Source organism: Streptomyces sp. NPDC048417 (genome assembly GCF_040651615.1).
GTDB lineage: Bacteria > Actinomycetota > Actinomycetes > Streptomycetales > Streptomycetaceae > Streptomyces.
Genome location: NZ_JBEZKI010000028.1, coordinates 1 through 21252, shown reverse-complemented (window position 1 = coordinate 21252; position 21252 = coordinate 1). Strand labels below are relative to the sequence as shown.

The following is a 21252-nucleotide window of genomic DNA, read 5'->3' as shown; positions in this document are numbered from 1 at the left end:
TGGTTATGGGAGGCTTCGGGTAAATTGCGAAACATGAAGGCCGTGCTACGGACCTGGACCCGAAGCCTCCCAGGCCTGCTGCTGGCCCTGCTGGTGATCGCCCTCACGGCGTTCGCTCCGCAGGCCACGGCGGCCACCGGTGTCTCGACGATCGCCGACGCCCTGCGCAAGAGCCCGGTGTACGTCGACCCGGCGGCCGCCGCCCAGCTGTCCACGGCCGAGGCCGACACCCTGGCCCGGCAGATCAAGGACGCGAACAAACCCCTGTTCATCGCGGTCCTGCCGGCCGGCTACCCCACCCAGGACCTCTTCACGAACCTGCGCACCGCCACCGGCATCACCGGCCTGTACGCGGTCCGGCTCGGCGACCGCTTCGACGCCCGCGCCGACTCCTCGGTGCTGCCCCGGACGGCCGTGCAGAACCTGGTCACCAGCGTGCAGGGCGAGAGCGCGGCGACCCAGTTGACCGACTTCACCGACCGCGCCCTGACCAACCTGGGCGGCAAGGCACCCTCGAGCTGGGGCGGCGGCAGCGCGGACGGCTCCGGGGTCTCCAGTACGGCGCTGATCACGATCGGCGCGGTGATCGTGGCCGGCGGAGCGGGCGCCTACGCGCTGGTCCGCCGCAACCGCCGACGCCACCAGGAGGAGCAGCGGGCCGCCCTGGACCGGCTCCGGGTGGTCGTGGACGAGGACATCACCGCCTTCGGCGAGGAACTGGACCGGCTCGACTTCCACCCGGCCGAGCAGGGCGCCGACGACGCCATGCGCGCGGACTACGAGCGCGCGCTGAACGCCTATGAGCAGGCGAAGCAGTACATGGCCGACGCCCGGGGACCGGAGGACGTGCGCGCGGTCACCCAGGCGCTGGAGGACGGCCGTTTCTCGCTGGCGCTGCTGGCCGCCCGTCGTGAGGGCCGTCCGCTCCCGGAACGCCGGCCGCCGTGCTTCTTCGACCCGCGGCACGGTCCCTCGGCCACGGACGCCACCTGGACCCCGGCCGGCGGCTCGCCCCGCGAGGTCCCGGTCTGCGCGGCCGACGCCACCCGGCTGGCCGACGGCCGCGACCCGGCGATCCGCGAGGTCGACACCGACCACGGCCGCCGCCCCTATTGGGACGCGGGCCCGGCCTACGGCCCCTGGGCGGGCGGCTACTTCGGCGGCGGCATCCTCCCCGGCCTCCTCATCGGCACGGCCCTGGGCGGCTGGATGTCAGCCCCCGCCTACGCGGCCGACTACGGCACCGGCTACGGCGACTTCAACACCGGCGGCTACCAGGGCGGCGACATGTCGGGCGCGGACTTCGACCCGGGCGACTTCGGGGACTTCGGCGGGGGAGGGGACTTCGGCGGCGGCGGTGGCGGCGGGGACAGCGGCGACTTCGGCGGCGGTTTCTGACGTACGGGGCACGAGCCCGGCGCGTGGCGGCGCCGGACCCGTGCCCGTGGCTGTTCTACGAGGCGTGGCTGTTCTACGAGTCGTGGCTGTTTTACGAGGCGTACGAGGCGTACGAGGCGGGATTCAGAGTGTTGCCGCCGCTGCGGCGATCGCGGAGGCGAAGGTCGAGACCTCGGAGTAGACACCGGGGGCGTTGGCCCGGGCGCAGCCGATGCCCCAGCTGACTATGCCGACCTGGATCCACGCGCCGGCGTTGTCCTTGCGGAACATGGGTCCACCGGAGTCGCCCTGGCAGGTGTCGACACCGCCCGTCGCGTAGCCGGCGCAGATCTCGTCGGTCGCGACCAGGCCGCTGTAGCCGCTGTAGGAGCGGCAGGTGGCGTCGCTGACGAACGGCACGGTCGCCTTGAGGAGGTAGCGCTGCTGGGCGCCGCCCTCGGTGGCCGAGCCCCAGCCGGCGATGGTGAAGGTGCCGGTGTTGTACGTCGTGGTGGTGGCGATGGGCAGCGTCTGCAGGTTGATGGGCGAGGCGAGCTTGATGAGCGCCCAGTCCTTGCCGTTGCCGTTGTAGCCGGGGGCCCGGTAGACGTAGGTGGACTTGACCTGGACCCGGCCGGTGGTCGACTGGAGGTCCACGACACCGGCGGTGGCCGTGATGCTGGTGTTGGCGCCGGTGCCGCTCACACAGTGCGCGGCGGTGAGCACGATCTGCTGGGTGTAGAGCGCGCCGCCGCAGCCCATGGAGAGCCGGACCATGAACGGGAACTCGCCCTGCGTGGCCCGGGTTCCGCCGACGACGGGCTGCGGGGCGGCCTGCGCGGGGGAGACGGGCTGAAGGCTGACGACCGCGATGGCGGCCGCACCGGCGACCGCGCATCTTCTGAGCGCCTTGAGGAGCTTCTTCAACGTGATGCCTTCCGTGGGGGGTGTGACGTGCTTGACGTGTGCATGCCAACAAAGGGCGTCACGGGAACCGTAAAGGAATGGCCACGTGATGGCATGAGCTCGTCAAATTCTGTTGCTGGATTATGGGAACGCTGTAAGTGCTCACACAAGGGGTGCGATCCGGCCACATCTACGAGGACCGTGCCCCCAGCCGTGTGAGCGGCAACCGCCACGACGGGAGATCGCCGAGTTGCTCGCGGATCCGGGACGCCTCCCGGCCCCACGGGTCACCCAAGGGCACGGCGCCGCCGTCGAGGTCGGCGGGGGAGGCACCCAGAAGACAGCGAGGCGGATGAGGGGGTTCCGCCTCCGTGGTCGGCCCCGATCACAGTCCCGTGAGTCGTGGCGTGTCGAAAGCCGATGTGATCGCCGCTGAGCTGTGACTCTGCCCGTTGCGGCCCTACAAGGGGAGCGATCGAGGGCGCCGTCCTAGACTCGAAGACTCGAAGGACCGCCACGGGGGACCCCACTCCAGGAGGACGCGATGGTGCGGCGGACGAGGCTTGCCGGGGAGTCCGGGGAGTATGTCGGTGCCCGCGAGGAGCTGCGGCTGGCCGAGATCGAGCTGATGCGGCGCCGGGAGGAGGTCGCGGCGCTGCGGCGGGCGCTCCCGCCGGGGCCGGCCGTCGACGACTACGTCTTCCTCGAAGGGCCCGCCGACCTGGGCGCCGGTGACACCCCGGTCCGCGAGGTCGCGTTGAGCGAGCTGTTCTCCGGCCCCGAACGCCCGCTGATCGTCTATCACTTCATGTACGGCAAGCTCCAGACCAGCGCCTGCCCGATGTGCACGATGTGGATCGACGGCTACAACGGCATCGCCCACCACGTGGCCCGGAACGCGGACTTCGTCATCGCCGCGGCCGCCGACCCGCCCACCCTCCGTCAGTACGCCCGCGACCGCGGCTGGCACCGGCTGCGGCTGCTCAGCTGTGGTGACAGCACGTTCAAGTACGACCTGGGCAGTGAGGACGAGGACGGCGCGCAGGACTCCACGGTCTCCGTCTTCACCCGTGCGGGCGACGGCACGGTCCGCCACACCTACTCCGCCCATCCGCGCATGGCCGACGACATCCAGGAGCGCGGCATCGACCTGCTGACGCCCGTCTGGCACCTCCTCGACCTCACCCCGCAAGGGCGTGGCGACTGGTACCCGACCGTCGACTACTAGGGCACAGCACGCAGGACGTCCGGACACGGCCGAGCGCCCGCCCTCAGGGGAGTCGAGGGCGGGCGCTCAGCGGGCGTGATCGGGGCCGGCGGTCCGGCGCCGTGGGCTCACGCGTTCTTGATCGCGGAGATGTCGAAGTTCAGCTTAATCTTGTCGGAGACCAGGACGCCGCCGGTCTCCAGCGCCGCGTTCCAGGTCACGCCCCAGTCGGAGCGCTTGATCTCGGCCTTGCCCTCGAAGCCGACGCGCTCGTTGCCGAACGGGTCCTTGGCCGCGCCGTTGAACTCCAGGTCGATGGTGACCGGCTTGGAGACACCGAGGATCGTGAGGTCGCCGGTGATGCGGTAGTCGTCGCCGCCGAGGGCCTCCGCCTTGGTGGAGCGGAAGGTCATCGTCGGGAACTCGTCCGTCTTGAAGAAGTCCGCCGACTTCAGGTGACCGTCACGGTCCGGGCTGCCCGTGGTGATGCTGCCCATCGTGATGTCGAGGGAGGCGGTGGACTTCGCCGGGTCCGCGCCGTCCAGGTGCAGCGAACCCTCGAACTGCTGGAAGCTGCCCTTGACGTTGGTGACCATCGCGTGGCGGGCCACGAAGCCGAGCGTGGTGTGCGCCGGGTCGATCGTGTATTCGCCGGTCAGCGTGGCCGTGTCGGCGCCGGCGGCGGTGGCGGTGTCGTCGTTCTTGCGGCCGAAGATACCCATGACGTGCTCCTTGAGGGGGACGGGTCGCGGCCTACGAGCGGTGGATGCCGAAGGCGCGGACCGTTGATGTTTAACGTTCAACGAACTCAACGGCGCCCACCGTAGCCCTATTCCGTACAACCTTCAACATCAACCGTTCGCGTGTCGCACTCATTACGCACCGTAATGCCGACTGTTCCGGATCGCGACATGGCGGGAGGGTGTGGCGAGGGTGCGGTTAGGCTCGGAAGGGAGTGGAGCGGGAGCGGGCGCGGGACCGCCGGTCGGAGGGCTCCGTCACTCCAGGGGTGGTATGGGCCACCCATGAATGTGAGGCGCGTCTCAGGCGTTGCCTTTGTGGCACCCCTACAACGCCACAGCCCTCTGAGCAGTCGGAACGGCTGCATGTCGCTCTGGTTCTGTTCAGTGGTTCCAGGAAAACGGGTCGGAGACTGTACGGAGTCGACGTCTCGTAATCCTTGGTGTCCTTCGTAAGGTCGCTACATGACCGTTTTGGAAGAGACCACGGGTGAGCCCACCGGCGAGCCGACGGACGCGCGCGGGCGGGTCGCCGAGCTGCACGAGATCCGTGCGGCTGCCGTGGCGGGGCCCAGCGAGAAGGCGACCGAGGCGCAGCATGCCAAGGGCAAGCTGACGGCCCGGGAGCGTATCGAGCTGCTCCTGGACCCGGATTCCTTCCAGGAGGTCGAGCAGCTGCGCCGGCACCGCGCGGTCGGCTTCGGCCTTGAGGCCAAGAAGCCCTACACCGACGGCGTCATCACCGGCTGGGGCACGGTCGAGGGCCGTACGGTCTTCGTGTACGCCCATGACTTCCGGATCTTCGGCGGCGCGCTGGGCGAGGCGCACGCCACGAAGATCCACAAGATCATGGACATGGCCATCGCGGCCGGCGCCCCGCTGGTCTCCCTGAACGACGGCGCCGGCGCCCGTATCCAGGAGGGCGTCTCCGCCCTCGCCGGCTACGGCGGCATCTTCCAGCGCAACACCAAGGCGTCCGGTGTCATCCCGCAGATCTCGGTCATGCTCGGCCCCTGCGCCGGCGGCGCGGCCTACAGCCCCGCCCTCACGGACTTCGTCTTCATGGTCCGCGAGACCTCGCAGATGTTCATCACCGGCCCGGACGTCGTCAAGGCGGTCACCGGCGAGGAGATCACCCAGAACGGCCTCGGCGGCGCCGACGTGCACGCCGAGACCTCCGGCGTCTGCCACTTCGCGTACGACGACGAGGAGACCTGCATCGCGGAGGTCCGCTACCTCCTCTCGCTGCTCCCGCAGAACAACCGCGAGAACCCGCCCCGGGTCGACTCCACGGACCCCGTGGACCGCCGCAGTGACGTCCTCCTGGACCTGGTCCCGGCCGACGGCAACCGGCCGTACGACATGACCAAGGTGATCGAGGAGATCGTCGACGACGGCGAGTACCTGGAGGTCCACGAGCGCTGGGCGCGGAACATCATCTGCGCGATGGCCCGGATCGACGGCCAGGTCGTGGGCATCATCGCCAACCAGCCGCAGGTGCTGGCAGGCGTCCTGGACATCGAGGCGAGCGAAAAAGCTGCGCGCTTTGTTCAGATGTGTGACGCTTTCAATGTTCCGATCGTCACCTTCCTGGACGTACCGGGCTTCCTCCCCGGTGTCGACCAGGAACACGGCGGGATCATCCGCCACGGCGCGAAGCTCCTCTACGCCTACTGCAACGCGACCGTGCCCCGGATCTCACTGATCCTGCGCAAGGCGTACGGAGGTGCCTACATCGTCATGGACTCCCAGTCGATCGGTGCCGACCTGACGTACGCCTGGCCGACGAACGAGATCGCGGTCATGGGCGCGGAGGGCGCGGCCAACGTGATCTTCCGTCGGCAGATCGCCGCGGCCGAGGACCCCGAGGCCATGCGGCAGAAGATGGTCAAGGAGTACAAGGCCGAGCTCATGCACCCCTACTACGCGGCCGAGCGCGGCCTGGTCGACGACGTCATCGACCCGGCCGAGACCCGCGAGGTGCTCGCCAAGTCGCTGGCGATGCTGCACACCAAGCACGCCGACCTGCCGTCGCGTAAGCACGGCAACCCCCCGCAGTAATCCTGCGGAAACCTCTCTCACGGAGACTGAATCCATGAACGTCCCTGACATTCGCGTGGAGAAGGGCAACGCGGACCCGGAGGAAGTCGCCGCCATAACGGCGGTCCTCCTGGCTCGCGCGGCCGCCCGGCCGACCGCCGACACCGAGCAGACCCACCGAGGCCGCGCGAAGGCCGGCTGGCGCCGCCTGGAACGCGAAAACGGCTTCCGAGCGCCGCACAGCTGGCACTGAGACCTCGGCACGACGTTTCACCACGGCCCCGCTTCTCCCTTGAGGAGGGCGGGGCCGTGGTGTGCCCGTCAACTGATGTCGACCTCCACGCCGGGGAAATTCAGGGCGCTCGGATCGTCGGGGAGGACACATTTCTGGAGGGTGAGCCTGGTAAGGGCCGGTGGTGGGAACGGTGCGAGAGCCATCCACGCCGTGACCAGGATCGCCTCGTCGGACAGGTCGGCGGCGGCGAACGTGTCGCACACGCCGTTGACCACGGCCTCCCGGCCGGACTCCGTCAGACCCGCGAACTCCCGGTCCAGGAACGGCGCGAGGCGGTCGAACACCGCGTCCGCCATCTCCCCGAACTGCCGCTCGACGCCGCGTCGCAGACGCAGGCCCGGCACCCGCAGCCGTATCAACTCGGCCATGTCCATGCGGCGTCCTGCTCCCGCCGCTTGCCGCCCAGCCAGGTCCGGGCCGCCGAGCGGGCCACGGTCGTCCCCAGTCGTAACGCCGCTGCCTCGGCACTCATCCCCAAGTCCCCCTCCGACCCGGCCAGTGTGTCGGCGGGGTATGACAAAGGGGCCCCTTCCGGTGGGAAAGAGCCCCTCGTGCGGCTGACCGCTAGCGCAGGCGGGCCATGAGCGCGTGCTCGACCAGGGTGATCAGGGCCGACTTGGCGTCCGCGCGGTGGCGGGCGTCCGTCGTGATGATCGGGGTGTCGGGGCCGATCTGAAGCGCCTCGCGGACCTCTTCCGGGTTGTACGGCTGGTTGCCGTCGAAGCCGTTGAGGGCGATGACGAAGGGGAGACCCGAGTTCTCGAAGTAGTCGACCGCGGGGAAGCAGTCGGCGAGACGGCGGGTGTCCACGAGGACGATGGCGCCGATCGCGCCTCGCACCAGGTCGTCCCACATGAACCAGAAGCGGTCCTGGCCCGGCGTGCCGAACAGGTACAGGATCAGGTCCTGGTCCAGGGTGATGCGGCCGAAGTCCATGGCGACCGTGGTGGTCGTCTTGTCCCCGGTGTGGGTGAGGTCGTCGATGCCGGCAGACGCGGACGTCATCACGGCCTCTGTGCGCAGCGGGTTGATCTCCGAGACGGCACCGACGAACGTGGTCTTGCCCACGCCGAAGCCGCCCGCCACCACAATCTTCGCGGAGGTGGTGGAGCGGGAAGGACCGCCGCTAGAGCTTGCGAAGTCCACTGAGCACCCTTTCGAGCAGTGTCACGTCTGGCTGGCCACCGGCGTTCTCGTCGCCGCCGGGCTGATGGATGGCGACCAGGCCCGCCTCCGCCAAGTCGGCGACGAGGATCCTGGCCACGCCGAGAGGGATCGACAGGAGGGCCGAGACTTCGGCCACCGACTTGATCTCCCGGCAGAGGTTGCAGATCCGCTGATGCTCGGGCAGCTGGCCCTGCATCTGGTGCGGCTGCGCGGTGGTGTGCACCAGCGCCTCGATGGCGAGCTGGTACCGCGGGCGGGTCCGGCCGCCGGTCATGGCGTACGGACGCACCAAGGGGTTGTGCGACCCCGAGGCCGGCGCCGGCTCGGGACGGCGCTGCGGCTGTACCGGCTGGATGCGCGGCGCCGGCGGCTGGTCGTACGGCGACGGGCCGGGGCCCTGCGGTGCGTACGGCTGCCGGTGGCTCGGCGTGGAGGGGAAGTTGTACCGGTTCGCGGAACCGTCGCCCTGGCCCTGCGCAGGACCGTACGACCAGTTGCCGTTGTTCGAACCGCCTGGGGGTGTTGCCACTTTCTCTCCTCCTCCGACCGTGCCGGGCACCTATCCCTGTGGAGCCGCGTCCCGAAACCTTACGGCCCCGGGACGCGAAAACGCACCGTCTGACTGTTAGTTGAGAAGGCTTCCCTGGAGTTCCGCACGCAGATCCGGGGTAAGAACCGTGCCCGCTCGGTCCACCAAAAGGGCCATCTCGTACCCAACCAGACCGATGTCGGCCTCCGGGTGGGCCAGGACGGCCAACGAGGACCCATCGGAAATGGACATGATGAACAGGAACCCCCGCTCCATCTCCACAACCGTCTGATTCACGCTGCCGCCCTCGAAAATCCGGGAGGCGCCTGCCGTCAGAGACGTCAGACCGGAGGCGACGGCCGCGAGCTGGTCGGCGCGGTCGCGGGGGAAGCCTTCGGACATCGCCAGAAGGAGTCCGTCGGCGGAGACCACCACCGTGTGGGACACCCCCGGGGTGTTGTCCACGAAGTTGGTGATCAACCAGTTCAGGTTCTGTGCCGCCTGGCTCATCGGGCTCACACTAACGCTCCTGGTTGTAGGTGCTGTCAGGACCGAAGCCCTGGCCGTTCGTTTCACTGCCTGCGCTGCGTCCGCGCTGGACGCCCCTGCGCAGGTTGCTCAGCCTGCCCCGGACGTCCTCCGGGGCGCGGGAGACCTGTGGGCCTCCCTGAGGGGTGGTCTCGGCGGCACCCTCGACCAGGTTGGCCTTGGGCACCCGCCTCGGCAGGCCGGAGGAGGTGACCCCGCCCGCCTTGGGCTTGCGCAGCTGCGAGGCCTGCTGCCAGCGCGCGTCGTTCGCCGAACGCCAGCTGCTGTCGCCGTTGGACTCAGGAGCCGAGGGCCCCGGAGCCGAAGCCGCGGCCGAAGCCTGCTGCGCGGGACCCGCGCCGTTCGGGCCGCCCGGACCACCGGAGCCCCGGCGTGGCAGCCCGGCATCGGTCAGCTTGTGGCCGGCGGAGGGGGCCGCTCCCGGACGGTCGAAGCCTACGTGGTTCCGCTCGTCCACGTCACCGGCCTGCGCCGGCTCCGCTTCCGGAGCGTACTGGGCCGGGTAACCGTTCTGGTAACTGTCCTGCTGCTGGCCCTGCTGCGGCCAGTCGTCCTGGTAGGGCTGTTCCCCGAACCCCTGGAACGAGTCGGAGGCGGCGGCGGGCGGTGCCGCGGGCTCTTCCTGGACCGGTTCCGGATACGCGGGCTCCGGGTAGCCGCCGCCGTTTCCGGCGAAGGCGTCCGGCGAGAACGTGTCGTTCCGCGGCAGGCCGCCGTTCGGCGCGTAGTACTGCTCGTCGTACGCGCTCTGCGACCGCTCCTGGTACTGCTGCCCGGCGTCGAAGCCCGCGGGCTGCTCCTGGAAGCCCGTACCGCTGGTGTCGTAGCCCTGCTGGCCCCGGTCGAACTCGTCGGCGTACGCCGGGATCTCCGCGGTCTCCTGCGGGCTCTGCGGGAACTGCGCTGCCTGTCCGGGCTGCGCCTGGGCCTCCAGGGCCGCACGGCGCTCCTCGCGCATCAGGGAGCGGCCGACGGGATCCAGATCGCGGATGTCGTCGGGCACCTCCACGTAGCGGCTGTCGTCGAAGCCGAGCTCGGCCGCCGTACGCATCGGCTGGAGTTGCTGCTGCGGGGTGAAGCTCTCAGCCTGGAACTGCTGCTCCGGGATGATCTGCGAGACGGTGAACTCCTCGCGATCCAGCGGCTGTTCGCCGCCACCACCGTGGGTGATGGCGTCCGGCAGCATGACCAGCGAGGTGGTGCCTGCCTGCTCGCCGGAGGGGCGCAGCTGGACCCGGATGCCGTGCCGGTCGGAGAGTCGGCCGACCACGAAGAGGCCCATGCGCTGGGAGATCGCGGCGTCCACGGTCGGCGGGTTGGCCAGCTTGTGGTTGATGTCCGCGAAGTCCTCGGCGGTGAGGCCGATGCCCTTGTCGTGGATCTCGATCATGATGCGGCCGTCGGGGAGACGGGTCGCGGTGACGCGGACCTTGGTCTGCGGGGAGGAGAACGTGGTGGCGTTCTCCAGGAGCTCGGCCAGCAGGTGCACGAGGTCGGTGACCGCGCGGCCGTGGATCTCGGCCTCCGGGACGCCGGACAACTCGACGCGCTCGTACTGCTCCACCTCGGAGGAGGCGGCGCGCAGCACGTCCACCAGCGGGACCGGCTGGTCCCAGCGGCGGCCGGGCTCCTCGCCGGCGAGGACCAGGAGGTTCTCGCCGTTGCGGCGCATACGGGTCGCGAGGTGGTCCAGGCGGAAGAGGTTCTCCAGCTGGTCCGGGTCGGCCTCGTTGTTCTCCAGGTCGGTGATCAGGGTCAGCTGGCCCTCGATCAGCGACTGGTTGCGGCGCGACAGGTTGGTAAAGATCGCGTTGATGTTGCCCCGCAGCAGGGCCTGCTCGGCGGCGAGCCGGACGGCCTCGCGGTGGACCTGGTCGAAGGCGCGGGCGACTTCGCCGATCTCGTCGGTCGTGGTGATCGGGATCGGCGCCACCCGGGTGTCGACCCGGCCGGGGTCGGTGCGGGAGAGCTGGTCGACCAGCATCGGCAGGCGCTGCTCGGCGATGCCGAAGGCGGCGTTGCGCAGCTGGCGCATCGAGCGGGACATCTGGCGGGCCACCATGCCGGCCAGGATGAACGCCGCGAGCAGGGCGACCACGACCGCGGCACCGGTGATGAACGCGGAGGTCTTCGCGTCGTCGGCGATGCCGGAGGCCTCGCTCACCGCCTTGTCGGCCATGTCCGACTCGATCGTGCGGTAGGCGTTGTACTTGAGGGTGTTGACCGCCCACCAGTTGTCGGCGGTGACGCCCCCGGCCGCCAGCGCCTGGCGGGTGCTCGGGTCGGTGTCCTGCAGCGTCGCCAGCGCCGAGACCATCGCGTTGTCCTTGGACGGCGGGGCCACGTAGTTCGGGTCCTTGGCCTTCGCCTGCTGGACCATCGCCGCGCCGTCGCTCTTGATCTTCTGCTGGAGACCGGCGAGCTTCTGCGCGTCCGTCTCGGTGCCACCGCCGATGTACTCCTCGACGGCGATGCCTTCGAGGTAGGCGTACGACGAGAGGGCGACCCGCTGGGAGGCCAGGTTGCCGGCGTCCGGGCCGGGCTTGATCAGCAGGTGCATGCCGATCGACCGCTCCAGCGACAGGGCCGCCTTGGTGAGCGAGATGGCGTAGACCGTACGGCCGTAGGAGGTGATGTTTCCGGTGCCCAGACCGAGCTCGTTGGCGAACTCCATCAGCGGGTGGGCGACCTGGGTGTAGCCCTCTTCCGTCTTCACGCCGGTGAGCTTGGTGGTGTACGCCGCGGCACGCAGGGTTGTGAGTTTGGGCTCGGCCTCGCGGAACAGCTTCAGGCGGCGCTCCAGGCCGGCCTTCTGCGGCATGTTCTGCGCGGCCGCGTCGAAGGCGTCGGCGGCCTTGTCGGTCGCGGCGCGCGCCGCGGTGACGGTGGACTTGTCCTTGTTCAGGAGCAGCGGTGCCGCGGTGACGTCACGCTCGTTGTACAGGGCGTCGGCGTAGCTGAGGGAGGCGCGGACCAGGCGCGCGGTGTTCTCCGCGTCCCGGGCCTCGTTCCAGGTGTCGATGGAGCTCTTCACCTGGATGCCGCCCATGACCAGGCCGACGACCACGGGTATGAGCAGAATCGCGTTCAGCCTGGTCGGCACTCGCCAGTTGCGCGGGGAGAAACGGCCGCCGCTCTTCGCGGGCGCGGCCGGTGGTTCCGCGGCTGGCACAGGGGTAGGCGCCGCAGCGCGCGGCGGCGGGGTGAAGTTGCCCCGTGCCGACGGCTCGGGACCGTTCTTGCTTCGCCTCACTCGACCAACAACCTCTCGGCGGCGGGCACCTGTCGTCGTGCCGCAGTCTCTCAGAGCCCGGTGTGTCATCGACCACTACTCAGTACGTCTTTGACTATTGGGCAGTTCAGGCATTCCAGCACGGGGGCCTGCGCACTTCCAAACAGCGGAAAGCGGTGGAGTGCGGTCTTGTAAGGCCCAGATAAAACGGTCATAAAGAGCGAGCCCCGCCAAAAGGCGGGGCTGATGTGAGCGCAGCGGTACCGCGCGACCGCGACGCGTGGCGATACCACCGGATTCCTCTGCCGAAACGTTATGAACACCGGAGCCGACCGTGTCAAAGGCCACAGTCGGCTCCGGTTTCCGTACGACAACTGCCGTACACGATGAACGACTTGGGTGCTACCGCAGCCGTGCCATGAGAGCGTGCTCCACCAGCGTGATCAGCGCACTCTTGGCGTCGGCGCGGTGCCGGGCGTCCGTGGTGATGATCGGCGCGTCCGGGCCGATCTGCAGCGCCTCGCGCACCTCTTCGGGCGTGTAGGGCTGGTGTCCGTCGAAGCCGTTGAGCGCTATGACGAACGGCAGACCGCTGTTCTCGAAATAGTCCACCGCCGGAAAGCAGTCGGCGAGCCGGCGGGTGTCCACCAGGACGACGGCGCCGATCGCGCCTCGCACCAGGTCGTCCCACATGAACCAGAAGCGGTCCTGGCCCGGCGTACCGAACAGGTACAGGATCAGGTCCTGGTCGAGCGTGATGCGGCCGAAGTCCATCGCCACCGTGGTGGTGGTCTTGTCCCCGGTGTGGGTCAGGTCGTCGATGCCCGCCGAGGCGGACGTCATCACGGCCTCCGTGCGCAGCGGGTTGATCTCGGAGACCGCTCCCACGAACGTGGTCTTGCCGACGCCGAAGCCGCCCGCCACCACGATCTTCGCGGAGGTGGTGGCCCGACCTCCGTCAGAGCTTGCGAAGTCCACTGAGCACCCTTTCGAGCAGCGTCACGTCAGGTGCGCCACCGTTGTTCTCGTCGCCGCCCGGCTGGTGGATGGCGACCAGGCCGGCCTCGGCGAGGTCGGCCACCAGGATCCGGGCCACACCGAGCGGCATGGCGAGCAGCGCCGAGACCTCGGCCACCGACTTCACCTCACGGCACAGGTGGCAGATGCGCTGGTGCTCCGGGAGCAGCCCCATGAGCGCTGCCGGGTCGGCCGTCGTGCTGATCAGCGCCTCGATGGCGAGCTGATAGCGCGGCCGTGTCCGGCCGCCGGTCATCGCGTAAGGACGTACCAGCGGCTGGTCGCCCTCGTCCCCGTACGGCTCCGCGTACGGATCATGAGAGGCGGTGGGCGGGGTCATCGTTCCTCCGGGCGGGACAGCAAGTCGGTCAGTCGTGCCGTCGGACGTGGCCGGTGGGGGGATTGTGGCGGCCGGACGGTGATTTGGTGAGGCGGGTTGGATCCTGGCGGTCAGTGGAGCAGACTGCCTTGCAGTTCGGCGCGCAGGTCGGGCGTGAGCACCGCGCCCGCGCGGTCGACCAGGAGTGCCATCTCGTAGCCGACGAGGCCGATGTCGCACTCGGGGTGGGCCAGGACCGCGAGGGACGACCCGTCCGAGACGGACATCAGGAAAAGAAAGCCGCGTTCCATCTCGACGACCGTCTGTGCGACGTCGCCGCCCTCGAAGATCCGGGACGCCCCGGCCGTCAGCGAGGTGAGTCCGGACGCGACGGCCGCCAGCTGGTCTGCACGGTCACGAGGGAAGCCTTCGGACATCGCCAGAAGGAGACCGTCGGCGGATACGACGACGGTGTGGGACACACCGGGGGTGTTGTCCACGAAGTTGGTGATCAACCAGTTCAGGTTCTGTGCCGCCTGGCTCATCGGACTCAACTAACGCTCCTGCTGGTGAGTGGGGCTCGGGAAGCTGCCGGTCTGCGGGCCGGTGCCGGCCTGCCGTCCCTGCGCGATACCCCGACGGAGATTGGTCAGCCGGCCGCGGACGTCATCAGGCGCACGCGAGACCTGCGGACCGGTGTGGTGCTGTTGCTGCTGAGCCGTGCCCGGGACGAGGTTCGCCCTGGGCACCCGGCGCGGCAGACCGGAGGTGGTGACACCGCCCGCCGCCGGCTGCCGTACACGCTCCGCCTGCCGGACGAGATCGTCGTTCGGGGAGGTGCGCCAGGCTGCCTGGGCGGGACGCTGGGGGGCCGCGGCGGCCGGGGCCGGCGGCTGGGCAGGAACGGGCGGGAGCGGCGCCGAGCCGTTTCCGTGGCCGTTGCTCTGCGGGTGCTGCTGCTCCTGCTGGCCGCCGTGGAACCAGTTGGTCTCCAGCGTGTCGTACAGCGGGGTACGACCGTCACCGGGACCGCTGGCCGGCGGCAGCGCCTCGGGCTCCTGGCGGGCCGGCGGCGCGGGCGGGACCGGCGGACGCTGCGGCGCGCCGAACTCCATGCCGCGGCCGTTGGTCCCCGGCCGCTCGAACTGGCCCGAGCCGTTCTGGCCGTTGCCGTACTGCCCGTTGCCGTTCTGGCCGTTGGCCGCGTAGCCGTTCTGGCGGCCGGGCAGGGAGTGCTGGCCGGTGGAGCCGCCGTCGTAGGACGGTGCGGCGAACTGGCCGGTGGAGCCGTTGTCGTAGCCCTGCGGGGCGGCGAACTGCCCGGTGTTCTGGGAGCCGCCCTGCGGTCCGCCCGACCCGCCGAAGACATCGGAGCGGACGAACTGCCCCGAGTCCTGCTGGCCGTTCACGTTGGGGCGGGGGAAGGAGCCCGTGTCCTGCGGTCCGTTCGCGCCGGGGCGGGGGAAGGAACCGGTGTCCTGGGAGCCGTTCACGTTGGGACGGGGGAAGGAACCTGTGTCCTGCGGTCCGTTCATGCCCGGGCGGGGGAAGGACCCCGTGCTCTGCGGTCCGTTCGCGCCGGGGCGGGGGAAGGAGCCGGTGTTCTGCGGTCCGTTCGCGCCGGGGCGCGGGAAGGATCCCGTGTTCTGCGAGCCGTTCGGCAGGTTGAAGTCCGGGCGCGGGAACTCGCCGGTGGACGACGGCCCCTGCGGGATCGCCGGCATCTGCGAGGTGGCGCCCAGGTCCTGCCGGTCGTCGATGCGGGGCATCGGCGCGGTGTGGGCCGGGTCCTGCTCGTCGTGGCCGCGCGGGGTGTCCAGCGAGGCACGGGAGAGCGGCGGCTGGGCGTTGTCGTCGCTCCAGCTGGGCCTGCCCTGCTGTGGGTTGCCGCCGGGCAGCTCGGCCCGCGGGCCACCGCGCGGCGGCAGCTGGGGCTGACGGCCCTGGTCGGAGGGGGAGGCGGAGCGCTGCGGCGGGACCGGGGGCCGGTTGCCGAAGGCGTCCTGACCGCCGAAGGAGTCCTGCCGGTTGCCGAACGCGTCCTGGTCGCCGAAGGCACCGCCGCCGCCGTTGGGCCGGCCCTGCGGGGGAGCCGCCGGACCCTGCTGGCCGCGCGGGCCGCCCGGGGCACCGGGACGGCCGCCGCCGTTGGGGCCCGCGCCGGGCAGCGCGGCCCGGGGACCCTGGCCCGCGCCGACCTGGCCGCGCGGAGCCGCACCGGCGCCGAGCAGGCCGCCGCCGGAGGGGCCGCCGGCACCGAGGGCGCCACCGCGTGCACCGGCGGCACCGCCGCCGAGGGCCGCGGCGGGGGCACCCGCGCCGAGCGAACCGCCGGCACCGCCCTGGCCGCCGCGCCGGGCCGCGGCCGCACCGGCCGCTGCCTGTGCGGCGGCCGGACCGCCGGACGACGCCGGGGCGCCGGGCTTGCCGGGAGCGGGCTTCTTGCCGCCCTGGGCCACGTCGACGGGAAGCATGACCAGCGCGGTCGTACCACCGGAGTCGGACGGGCGCAGCTGGATGCGGATGCCGTGCCGCTGCGACAGCCGACCGACCACGAAGAGGCCCATGCGGCGGGAGACGGACACGTCCACGGTGGGCGGCGAGGCGAGCCGCTCGTTGATCGCCGCGAGGTCCTCGGGGGAGAGGCCGATACCGGTGTCGTGGATCTCGATCAGGACGCGGCCGTCGGGCAGCGCGTGACCGGTGACCTTGACCTTGGTCTGCGGCGAGGAGAACGAGGTGGCGTTCTCGAGCAGCTCGGCGAGCAGGTGCACGAGGTCGTTGACCACGCGGCCGGCCACTTCGGTGGTCGGCACGGCGGCCAGTTCGATGCGCTCGTACTGCTCCACCTCGGAGGCGGCGGCGCGGAGCACGTCGACCAGCGGGACCGGGCGGGTCCAGCGGCGACCGGGCTCTTCACCGGCGAGGACGAGGAGGTTCTCACCGTTACGGCGCATACGCGTCGCGAGGTGGTCGAGCTTGAAGAGCGAGGACAGCTGGTCCGGGTCGGCCTCGCGGGACTCCAGTTCGGAGATGAGCGAGAGCTGGCGCTGGATGAGGCCCTGGGAGCGACGCGAGAGGTTGGTGAACATCGCGTTGACGTTGCCCCGCAGCAGGGCCTGCTCGGCGGCGAGGCGGACCGCCTCGCGGTGCACGTCGTCGAAGGCCGCGGCCACCTGGCCGATCTCGTCCCGGGAGTGCACACCGACCGACTCCACGGACGTGTCGACGTCCTGCGGGTCGGACTCGGACAGCTGCTTGACCAGCTCGGGCAGCCGGTCCTGGGCGACCTTGGTGGCGGTCTCCTGGAGGCGGCGCAGCGAGCGGATCATGGAGCGGGCCACGATGAAGGCGCCGACCAGCGACACACCGAGGACGAGCAGGATCAGCGCACCGGAGAGGATGGCTTCCTGCTCGGAGGAGGACCGCAGCTCGCGGGCCTTCTGCTCCATGTCCTCGAGCAGTGAGTGCTCGATCTTGTTCATCTGCTCGATCTTGGTCGAGCTGTCGTCCACCCAGTCGAGGTACGACCGCTTGCTCAGCTCGTTGAGACCGTTCGCGGCGCCGAGCGCACGCTTGGCGTAGGTGTCGGCGGCCTCGATCGTGGGGTTCTTCCCCTCGATCGGCTCCAGCAGGGTCGCGGCGTTGCCGGCGTAGATCTTCCGGAAGATCGTCAGCTCGGAGGTCTCGCTCTCCTGGGCGGACTCGCCGTACAGGCGGTCGTTCTCGGAGAGGTCGCCGGCGGTCGTGTTGTTGGCGGGCAGAGCCGCGGCGATGACGGCGCGCTGCACGGACGCGTACTCCTTGGCGGTGGAGAACGCCGCCAGGGCGCGGGTGCGCTGGATCATCTCCGGGTTGCTGGAGGCCTGCGCCATGTCCTGGGAGAGGTCGATCAGCTGGGTGATCAGCCGGTGGTAGGACTCGACCGTCTGGGTCGAGTTCTCCTTCTGCTGATAGGCGTCCTTGCGGATCTTCGCCAGGTCGTCCAGCTGGCCGGCCAGACCGACGAGGCTGTCCCGGACGCCCTGGAGCTGACCGTCCTTGCTCGCGGTGTCGATTTCCTCGGAGGCGTTGAGGAAGTTGTCGCGGGCGCGGTCGGTCTGCGCCTCCTGGTCCTTGATCGCGAGGCTGCTCGTCGACTGACCGTGCGCCAGCGGACCGGCCGTGTCGTCGCGCTCGTTCTGGAGCGCGACGGCCAGCTCGGTCGCCTGCTTGGTCATGTCCGTCAGCAGCTTTATGTTGTCGAGCTGCTGGATGTCGTCGAGCGACTGGTTGATGCGCACCGCGCCCAGCGTCGTCGCCGCCACCACGGGGAGCGCGAGCAGCGACACCAGGCGCGTGGAGATGCGCCAGTTGCGCAGGGCTATGCGCGAGCCGGGGTTGGACGGGCCCTTGGCGGGCTTGACCGTGGGTGCCGGCGCGGCGTTCGGCTGGGGGCCCGAAGGTCCCGAAGACGCCGAAGACGCCGACACGGCGGGGCGCCCGGAGCGCTCACCGCCGTCACCGCCGACCTGGGCCGGGCCCGGGTTCTGGGCGTGCTGGGGCGAGGAACCGCGGTCGGTCCCGCCGTGCGCCTCCGGCTCCGCCGGAGCGCTGCCATCCCTCTTGAAACGTCCCTGCACTAGCGTCGCAACCTCTGGACCAGGCGCCCCTCCGCTGAACGGAGAGACACGGTGTCGGCGTTGATAGGGGGGAGCGCCCTGAATGCGCGCCCCCTGTTGGTCGTGAGTGTGACCGGCGCTGGTTCCCCCTGTCTCGCCGCCACCCGGCGCTGCGTTGCGCCCCTGCGCGCCGGCTCGATCCCGCGGCGGTCCGTGGAATTCCAGCACAGTGCAGGATCTCCAACAAGGGCCGTGAGCCGAGCTGTGACCTCCGTGACAGCGTGTGAGTGACACGTTACGAGATGTCGAAGTCGATCGCGTACATAAAGGACGTATCCCTGCCAGTCACAGGCGCGGGGGGCGTGTCCCAGTCGCCATGATCAGGAGCGGAATGACAGCTTCAGTTCGCCAATGTCCGTTTCATTGCGGTGACTTGTCAGCCTGAAATGACCGTTTTGGACTCGGCTTCGTGAGCAAACTCACACGGGGATCACAGCTACTTGGCGGCTTCCGCCGGGAATTCGATGTTTAGCCTGGCGCTTTACAAGAGGGAAGTCTCTGCCAACCCACACACGACGGGGTCCACTGCAACCGTGAAGACGACGATGATGTTCCGCAACATAGCCAACCCCCGGCGCACCACCCTCGCCCACCTCAAGGATGCCGAGGAACTGCAGACCCCCGAGCTCCCCGAGCACTCCCTCGACCTCCCCGCCCAGACCGCCAACCCGCGGCGCACCATTCTCATGGAGATCCCGGCCACGACCTCGGTCACCGAGTAGCCGCGTAGCGGTCAGCACGGGTCATGGCCGCCGTTCACTCGCTCACCCGGTCACCGGGTTGTTTTCACGGCGGCCACCCCTTACCGCGTTAGCCTGGAGCGTCAGACTCCAGCCGGCTCAGTGAGGGGCGCAAGGATCCCGTGCGCATCGCCAGGTTCTCCATCGACGGGAACGTCGCCTTCGGCGCCGTCGAGGGCGACAAGCAGGACGAACTCGTCCTCGACATCATCAAGGGCATTCCGTTCACGGACTTCGAGCTCTCCGGCACGAAGGTCCCGCTGAACAAGGTGCGGCTGCTCCCGCCGGTGCTCCCCAACAAGGTCGTCGCCTACGGCCGCAACTACGCGGAGCACGCGAGGGAGCTGGGCAACGAGGTCCCGGACGCCCCCTTCGCCTTCTTCAAGCCGTCCACCTCGGTGATCGGCTCCGGCGACGAGATCCAGTACCCCTCGTTCTCCCAGGACCTCCACCACGAGGCCGAACTGGCCGTGGTCATCGGCCGCATGTGCCGCGAGGTCCCGCGCGAGCGCGTCCAGGACGTCATCCTCGGCTACACCTGCGCCAACGACGTCACGGCCCGCGACGTCCAGAAGCGCGAGAAGCAGTGGGCCCGGGCCAAGGGCTTCGACACCGCCTGCCCGCTCGGCCCCTGGGTGGAGACGGACCTGGACCTCGCCACCGCGTCCGACCTGACGATCCAGCTCACGGTCAACGGCGAACAACGCCAGCTCGGCCGTACCAGCGAGATGATCCATCCCATCGCGGACCTGATCGTCAACATCACCGAGGCCATGACGCTGCTCCCCGGCGACGTGATCCTCACCGGCACCCCGGCAGGGGTAGGCCCCCTCAACGTCGGCGACGAGGTCGCCGTCACCATCGAAGGCATCGGCACTCTCACCAACAAGGTTGTCAAGCGTGGCTAGCGCACCCGGCTCCCCCGTCCGCGTCCGTTTCTGTCCCTCGCCCACCGGTAACCCCCATGTGGGCCTGGTCCGCACCGCCCTGTTCAACTGGGCCTTCGCCCGGCATCACCAGGGCACGCTGGTCTTCCGCATCGAGGACACCGACGCGGCCCGCGACTCGGAGGAGTCGTACAACCAGCTGCTCGACGCGATGCGCTGGCTGGGCTTCGACTGGGACGAGGGCCCTGAGGTCGGCGGCCCGCACGCGCCGTACCGCCAGTCGCAGCGCATGGACCTGTACAAGGACGTCGCCCAGAAGCTGCTCGACGCCGGCCACGCCTACCACTGCTACTGCTCCCAGGAGGAGCTGGACACCCGCCGCGAGGCCGCCCGCGCGGCCGGCAAACCGTCCGGCTACGACGGCCACTGCCGCGACCTCACCGCGGAGCAGGTCGAGGCGTATCGGGCCCAGGGCCGCACCCCGATCGTCCGCTTCCGAATGCCCGACGAGACGATCACCTTCACGGACCTGGTCCGCGGCGAGCTGACCTTCACCCCGGACAACGTGCCGGACTACGGCATCGTGCGCGCGAACGGCGCCCCGCTGTACACGCTGGTCAACCCGGTCGACGACGCCCTGATGGAGATCACGCACGTCCTGCGCGGCGAGGACCTGCTCTCCTCCACCCCGCGCCAGATCGCCCTCTACAAGGCGCTGACCGAGCTCGGCATCGCCCAGCAGATCCCGGCCTTCGGCCACCTCCCCTACGTCATGGGCGAGGGCAACAAGAAGCTCTCCAAGCGCGACCCGCAGGCGTCCCTGAACCTCTACCGGGAGCGCGGCTTCCTGCCCGAGGGACTGCTCAACTACCTCTCCCTGCTGGGCTGGTCGCTCTCCGCGGACCAGGACATCTTCTCGATCGACGAGATGGTGGCCGCCTTCGAGATCTCCGACGTGAACCCCAATCCGGCCCGCTTCGACCTCAAGAAGTGCGAGGCGATCAACGCCGACCACATCCGCCTGCTGGAGGTGAAGGACTTCACGGAGCGCTGCGCCCCCTGGCTCAAGGCCCCCTTCGCCCCCTGGGCCCCGGCGGACTTCGACGAGTCCAAGTGGCACGCGATCGCCCCGCACGCCCAGACCCGCCTGAAGGTCCTGTCGGAGATCACCGAAAACGTCGACTTCCTGTTCCTGCCCGAGCCGGTCTTCGACGAGGCGTCGTGGACGAAGGCGATGAAGGAGGGCAGCGACGCCCTGCTGGCCACGGCCCGGGAGAAGCTGGAGTCGGCCGACTGGACCTCTCCGGAGTCCCTGAAGGAGGCCGTCCTGGCCGCCGGTGAGGCCCACGGCCTCAAGCTCGGCAAGGCCCAGGCCCCGGTCCGGGTGGCGGTCACCGGCCGTACCGTCGGCCTGCCGCTCTTCGAGTCCCTGGAGATCCTGGGCAAGGAGAAGACGCTGGCCAGGATCGACGCGGCCCTGGCGAAGCTGGCGGCGTAACACCCACGCACGAGGGGCGGGACCCCGGAGGTGCGGGGGGCGCCCCGCGTGGGGGCGGTGGTCCCCGCGGCGTTGGCGTGCGCCCCGT

General features: G+C 69.9%; 18 protein-coding genes and 1 pseudogene. 7 read left to right on the top strand and 12 right to left on the bottom strand.

The genetic code is table 11. From position 1 onward, the window contains the following. Nucleotides 1–33 precede the first annotated feature (33 nt). Nucleotides 34–1398: a hypothetical protein gene (locus tag AB0D59_RS36630; protein ID WP_362574916.1), complete on the top strand. Its 1365-nt coding sequence runs from the start codon at nt 34–36 to the stop codon at nt 1396–1398. 123 nt (nt 1399–1521) lie between these two features. On the opposite strand, the gene AB0D59_RS36625 is transcribed toward AB0D59_RS36630, so the two are convergent. Together AB0D59_RS36625 and AB0D59_RS36620 are read right to left on the bottom strand one after the other, a co-directional pair. Then, nucleotides 1522–2304 (bottom strand): serine protease, encoded by a 783-nt coding sequence (locus AB0D59_RS36625; RefSeq protein ID WP_362574914.1) that lies wholly within the window; start codon nt 2302–2304, stop codon nt 1522–1524. A gap of 205 nt (nt 2305–2509) precedes the next feature. Beyond that, nucleotides 2510–2629, bottom strand: a pseudogene (locus AB0D59_RS36620) (AraC family transcriptional regulator); the annotation flags it as partial. 198 nt (nt 2630–2827) lie between these two features. On the opposite strand from AB0D59_RS36620, the gene AB0D59_RS36615 reads away from it, so the two are divergent. After that, nucleotides 2828–3511, top strand: a complete 684-nt coding sequence (locus AB0D59_RS36615) for a DUF899 family protein (RefSeq protein WP_362574912.1) — start codon at nt 2828–2830, stop codon at nt 3509–3511. 107 nt (nt 3512–3618) lie between these two features. Here the strand turns inward: AB0D59_RS36615 and AB0D59_RS36610 are convergent, their stop codons facing one another. Next, complete coding sequence (locus AB0D59_RS36610; RefSeq protein ID WP_362574910.1) at nt 3619–4212, bottom strand: YceI family protein; 594 nt, start codon at nt 4210–4212, stop codon at nt 3619–3621. A gap of 483 nt (nt 4213–4695) precedes the next feature. Between AB0D59_RS36610 and AB0D59_RS36605 the strand changes: the two genes are divergently transcribed. After that, entirely contained in the window at nt 4696–6291 is a 1596-nt protein-coding gene (locus AB0D59_RS36605; protein ID WP_362574908.1) for an acyl-CoA carboxylase subunit beta, read from the top strand. A gap of 34 nt (nt 6292–6325) precedes the next feature. Next, nucleotides 6326–6523, top strand: a complete 198-nt coding sequence (locus AB0D59_RS36600; protein ID WP_089098553.1) for an acyl-CoA carboxylase subunit epsilon — start codon at nt 6326–6328, stop codon at nt 6521–6523. A gap of 68 nt (nt 6524–6591) precedes the next feature. On the opposite strand, the gene AB0D59_RS36595 is transcribed toward AB0D59_RS36600, so the two are convergent. The 9 genes from AB0D59_RS36595 to AB0D59_RS36555 form a co-directional block, all read right to left on the bottom strand. After that, on the bottom strand, nt 6592–6939 hold the full coding sequence (locus tag AB0D59_RS36595; protein ID WP_362574906.1) for a hypothetical protein: 348 nt from the start codon (nt 6937–6939) through the stop codon (nt 6592–6594). Nucleotides 6940–7129: 190 nt separating this feature from the next. Further along, nucleotides 7130–7711: an ATP/GTP-binding protein gene (locus AB0D59_RS36590; protein WP_046729246.1), complete on the bottom strand. Its 582-nt coding sequence runs from the start codon at nt 7709–7711 to the stop codon at nt 7130–7132. Further along, the gene (locus tag AB0D59_RS36585; RefSeq protein ID WP_362574904.1) at nt 7692–8261 is read right to left on the bottom strand and encodes a DUF742 domain-containing protein; all 570 of its coding nucleotides are present in this window, start codon (nt 8259–8261) and stop codon (nt 7692–7694) included. The genes AB0D59_RS36590 and AB0D59_RS36585 overlap by 20 nt, the downstream gene beginning before the upstream one ends. A 96-nt stretch (nt 8262–8357) precedes the next feature. Further along, nucleotides 8358–8771: a roadblock/LC7 domain-containing protein gene (locus AB0D59_RS36580; RefSeq protein WP_033321188.1), complete on the bottom strand. Its 414-nt coding sequence runs from the start codon at nt 8769–8771 to the stop codon at nt 8358–8360. A gap of 10 nt (nt 8772–8781) precedes the next feature. Continuing rightward, nucleotides 8782–12063, bottom strand: a complete 3282-nt coding sequence (locus tag AB0D59_RS36575) for a nitrate- and nitrite sensing domain-containing protein (protein ID WP_362574902.1) — start codon at nt 12061–12063, stop codon at nt 8782–8784. A 381-nt stretch (nt 12064–12444) separates the two neighbouring features. Next, on the bottom strand, nt 12445–13020 hold the full coding sequence (locus tag AB0D59_RS36570) for an ATP/GTP-binding protein (RefSeq protein WP_046729249.1): 576 nt from the start codon (nt 13018–13020) through the stop codon (nt 12445–12447). Next, a complete protein-coding gene (locus AB0D59_RS36565; protein ID WP_019058642.1) occupies nt 13001–13399 on the bottom strand; it encodes a DUF742 domain-containing protein in 399 nt (132 codons plus the stop codon). Before AB0D59_RS36565 ends, AB0D59_RS36570 begins: the two co-directional genes overlap by 20 nt. Before the next feature lie 110 nt (nt 13400–13509). Further along, nucleotides 13510–13923, bottom strand: coding sequence for a roadblock/LC7 domain-containing protein (locus AB0D59_RS36560; RefSeq protein ID WP_005479910.1), 414 nt, complete (start codon nt 13921–13923; stop codon nt 13510–13512). A 9-nt stretch (nt 13924–13932) separates the two neighbouring features. Next, nucleotides 13933–18000 carry a nitrate- and nitrite sensing domain-containing protein gene (locus tag AB0D59_RS36555; protein WP_362574899.1) on the bottom strand — a complete coding sequence of 1356 codons (4068 nt, stop codon included), beginning with the start codon at nt 17998–18000 and terminating at the stop codon, nt 13933–13935. A 572-nt stretch (nt 18001–18572) separates the two neighbouring features. Here AB0D59_RS36555 and AB0D59_RS36550 point away from each other — a divergent pair. The 3 genes from AB0D59_RS36550 to gltX all read left to right on the top strand — a co-directional run bounded on the left by AB0D59_RS36550 (nt 18573) and on the right by gltX (nt 21164). Further along, nucleotides 18573–18761, top strand: coding sequence for a hypothetical protein (locus AB0D59_RS36550; RefSeq protein WP_362574897.1), 189 nt, complete (start codon nt 18573–18575; stop codon nt 18759–18761). A gap of 140 nt (nt 18762–18901) precedes the next feature. Beyond that, the gene (locus tag AB0D59_RS36545; protein ID WP_362574895.1) at nt 18902–19687 is read left to right on the top strand and encodes a fumarylacetoacetate hydrolase family protein; all 786 of its coding nucleotides are present in this window, start codon (nt 18902–18904) and stop codon (nt 19685–19687) included. Further along, on the top strand, nt 19680–21164 hold the full coding sequence (gene gltX, locus AB0D59_RS36540) for a glutamate--tRNA ligase (protein WP_362574893.1): 1485 nt from the start codon (nt 19680–19682) through the stop codon (nt 21162–21164). The genes AB0D59_RS36545 and gltX overlap by 8 nt, the downstream gene beginning before the upstream one ends. The last annotated feature ends 88 nt before the right edge of the window (nt 21165–21252 follow it).